The 3224-nt window shown below is 53.7% G+C and carries 3 protein-coding genes; 1 reads left to right on the top strand and 2 read right to left on the bottom strand.

From position 1 onward, the window contains the following. On the bottom strand, positions 1 to 1334 hold a 1334-nt coding region (locus tag QCH34_RS09530; protein WP_300333328.1), incomplete at its 3' end, for a class I tRNA ligase family protein. A 129-nt stretch (positions 1335 to 1463) separates the two neighbouring features. On the opposite strand from QCH34_RS09530, the gene QCH34_RS09525 reads away from it, so the two are divergent. Beyond that, positions 1464 to 1913, top strand: a complete 450-nt coding sequence (locus QCH34_RS09525) for a GNAT family N-acetyltransferase (RefSeq protein ID WP_300333325.1) — start codon at positions 1464 to 1466, stop codon at positions 1911 to 1913. Positions 1914 to 2017: 104 nt separating this feature from the next. Here QCH34_RS09525 and QCH34_RS09520 read toward each other — a convergent pair. Then, positions 2018 to 3224, bottom strand: a 1207-nt coding sequence (locus tag QCH34_RS09520; RefSeq protein WP_300333321.1) for a radical SAM protein, incomplete at its 5' end; no start/stop codon positions are given.

Raw genomic sequence — 3224 nt, 5'->3', positions numbered from 1 at the left:
ATCCAGTCATGGAACCGTGCGCTCCCTGCCCAGTCCGGGAACCAGGTCACTTCGTCCTGTATGGACGCGAGCATCTTCTCTTTGGCATCACTTGCCTTGATGAACCACTGGGAGGTGGCACGGAAGATATTGGGGGTCTTGCAACGCCAGCAGTGGCCGTACCGGTGAGTGATTTTTTTCCCGGCAAGGAGTGCGGAACCGAGTGCGTCGATGACTTTTTTGTTTGTCTCCGTATCCTTGACATAGAGTCCGGCAAATTCGCCAGCTTCCTCTGTGAACCGTCCGGTACCGTCAACAGGGCAGACGATCTGAAGGTTCTCCTTCATGCCGAGGACATAGTCGTCCCAGCCATGTCCCGGGGCGATATGCACCATCCCGGTATTCTCCATGGCAACAAAGTCCGCAGCAACGACACGGTGGGGAATCCGGGTCTGCATAGGGACTGAGGAGATAAGAGGGGATGTATATTCGGTCCCGACAAGCTCTGCTCCCTTTTTGACACCGAGGATCTCATAGTCCTGGTACCGTCCGGCTTTCAGAACGCTCTCAACAAGATCGTCTGCGATCCAGAGGATCTCGGTTACGCCTTCCCGGACTGCCCTCACACGTGCATACGTGAAATCGGCAGCAACAGCAACGGAAACGTTAGCGGGAAGTGTCCAGGGTGTTGTCGTCCAGATGACGAGGTATTCGTTCTCTGCTCCGCTAAGGGGGAATTTGACAAAGATTGATGGATCGGTGACATCCTGGTATTCGACCTCGGCATCGGCGATGGCGGTCTCACATCGCGGGCACCAGTTGACGACACGGTATCCACGCTCGAGCATCCCCTCCTCTTCGACACGTTTGAGGGTGAACCATGCAGCTTCGATATAGTCGTTTGAGATCGTCTGGTATGGGTTCTCAAAGTCAAGCCAGACACCGAGATCCGAGAACTGCCTGCTCATAATCTCTTTATGAGTAACGGCAAATGTCCTGCATTTCTCGACAAACTGTGCAATCCCGAATGTCTCGATGTCCTTCTTTGAGGTAAACCCAAGTTCGTTCTCAACACGGACCTCGATTGGAAGCCCATGCATGTCGTATCCGGCGCGGTCTATTACATGGCGTCCATGCATCCGGTGATACCTGAGTATGGCATCTTTTAGGATCTTGTTCCATGCCGTTCCGAGATGGATATACCCTGTGGTATATGGCGGTCCGTCAACGAAGAAGAATGGTTTTCCATCTTTCCTGAGTTCCTGTACATTTTTGTAGGTATCTTCGGCATGCCAGAATGCACGTGCCTCCTCCTCCACCTCTTTGGGTGTATAACTGCTGGTGACTTCTTCCACCTGGATCCCTCGTTCTCCTGTATTCCTATATGTGCGGTGGAAACAGACAAAGGGTTTTCCACCAAAACCCGGATCGAAAGGTATTTTTTCTTTCAAAAGGGGGGTTGTAGATACACAGGGTGATGATTGATGGAGTATCTGGTACGCACATATGTCGAAGGGGATTATCCTCATATCTGCCGGATAGAAAGGGAACTTTTCGGGGATTACGGCTATTCTCCCATCTTTCTCCGCCAGGCAGGCGAACTCTTTCACGAGACATATCTTGTTGCCTCGCATGGAGACGATCCAATCGGCTACATCATCGGGGCGCAGGAGGCAGATGATCCGGATGAGGCATGGATCCTGAGGGTTGGTGTTGCGGACGAATGGCAGGGGAAAGGTATCGGGGCTGATCTGCTTGATCCTCTTCTTGAATCCTTCAGGAAGAGGGGGGCAAAACGCGTCAGGATCGCACTCTCAAAACGGCATACTCCTGTAACGGCACTGCTCCAGTCAAAGAACTTTGAGATCCTCTCCTATGAGGAATCCTATTATTATCCTGATATCGACCGGATGATCATGGGGCTTCTGCTCTGATCTCTCTCCTGTTCATCAGGAACTTATAGATCTCCATCACCACAAGGACGCCTGAAGAGAGGGCGATGACCGCGATCCACTCAAAGAGTGAGTTCACCTTGCGATCAGGAGAAGGTGATCAGGTGGTCGATTCGTGTTCCGCCGGTCGCCTTCTCCCATTCCTTCTGATCTTTAAACGGGCGTTTTGCAAGGATGGTAGCCTGTGTCTTCTTCCCGATGTCGGGAAGTGCTTTCAGGGCAGATGCCGGGAGGCTGTTGACAGGTACCGGATAGGGGAGGGCGGTGAGGGAGCGGCTGCCGTATCCTACAACGGTTGCATCGACGAGTCTCCGTTCTATGAGTTCAAGGGGAAGGCCGATCAGGATCGGGTATGTTCCCATCTGGCGTGCAAATGAGGTTCTCCCCGAAATCTCAACGACTGCATCTCTCAGGATGGTTCCGATGGGAAAGACACGGGCAAGCATAACGGGATCGAAATGCTTCCGTGTCCATTCCTTGAAGGATCGGAATGCTCCATGATGTTGGTCGAGCGTATTCTCATTATACGCCCGTGTCCCTTCAAACGGCATCAGCTGCCGGATATTGACCCGGCGGACAAGGAGTCCTGATGCTCTGAGGTCTTCGAGGAAGGACTGGTTCAGCTGGTAGGTCTCTTTGGTCTCATGGAATAGTCCGCAGACGAAGTTTAAGCCCGGAAGGAGGTGGGGAACGCCATTTTTGTCCCGGATACCTCCTACTTCGTTGACGATTCTGATCGCATCCATCATCTGTTCCGGTGTTGCCTTGAGGTTGTTTGCCGCTATCACGTCAGGATCGGCGGTCTCCATCCCGAATGCGGCGATATCCCCGGGAGAATGGAGCTCGACTATTGCCGCGAGCGCCTCGCGGGCGGCGTCCTCATGCCGGGCGATCGTTCCGGGATTCATGTTATCTATATGGAGGGTTGCCAGATCCGGTGCCGACCTCCGGATCGCCGTGAAGAGATCCCGGATCTTTTCCGGGTCAGGGCGTGGGAACCCGCCGCCACTACTTCCGTATGCCAGCAGATCGGGCTGGCGGCCTATCCGGAAATGGCGGGCTCCATTCTCAGCAAGAGCGGCAACTTCCTCTTCAATCAGGTGAATGGAACGGTACCTCGGGGTGCCGTGGAAGGGTTCGGTGCAGAAGGAACACCCGCCGGTATCTGAACGTGAACACCCTTTTGCCGTCTCAAGCTCGAGCATGACATAGGGAAAATGAGGATGATCACGGACGATTCCTGCACCAAGGACACTCCAAAGCCCGCTCTCAGAATAATCCTCCACACCATGG

The organism is Methanocalculus sp., from assembly GCF_029762515.1.
Lineage (GTDB): Archaea > Halobacteriota > Methanomicrobia > Methanomicrobiales > Methanocorpusculaceae > Methanocalculus.
Note: the sequence above shows the minus strand (reverse complement) of the source record. Positions and strands in the feature narration are given on the sequence as shown.

What these genes read in the sequence shown, in the direction of transcription:
- QCH34_RS09525 (WP_300333325.1), top strand. Translation starts at nt 1,464, where the DNA reads ATGGAGTATCTGGTACGCACATATGTCGAAGGGGATTATCCTCATATC.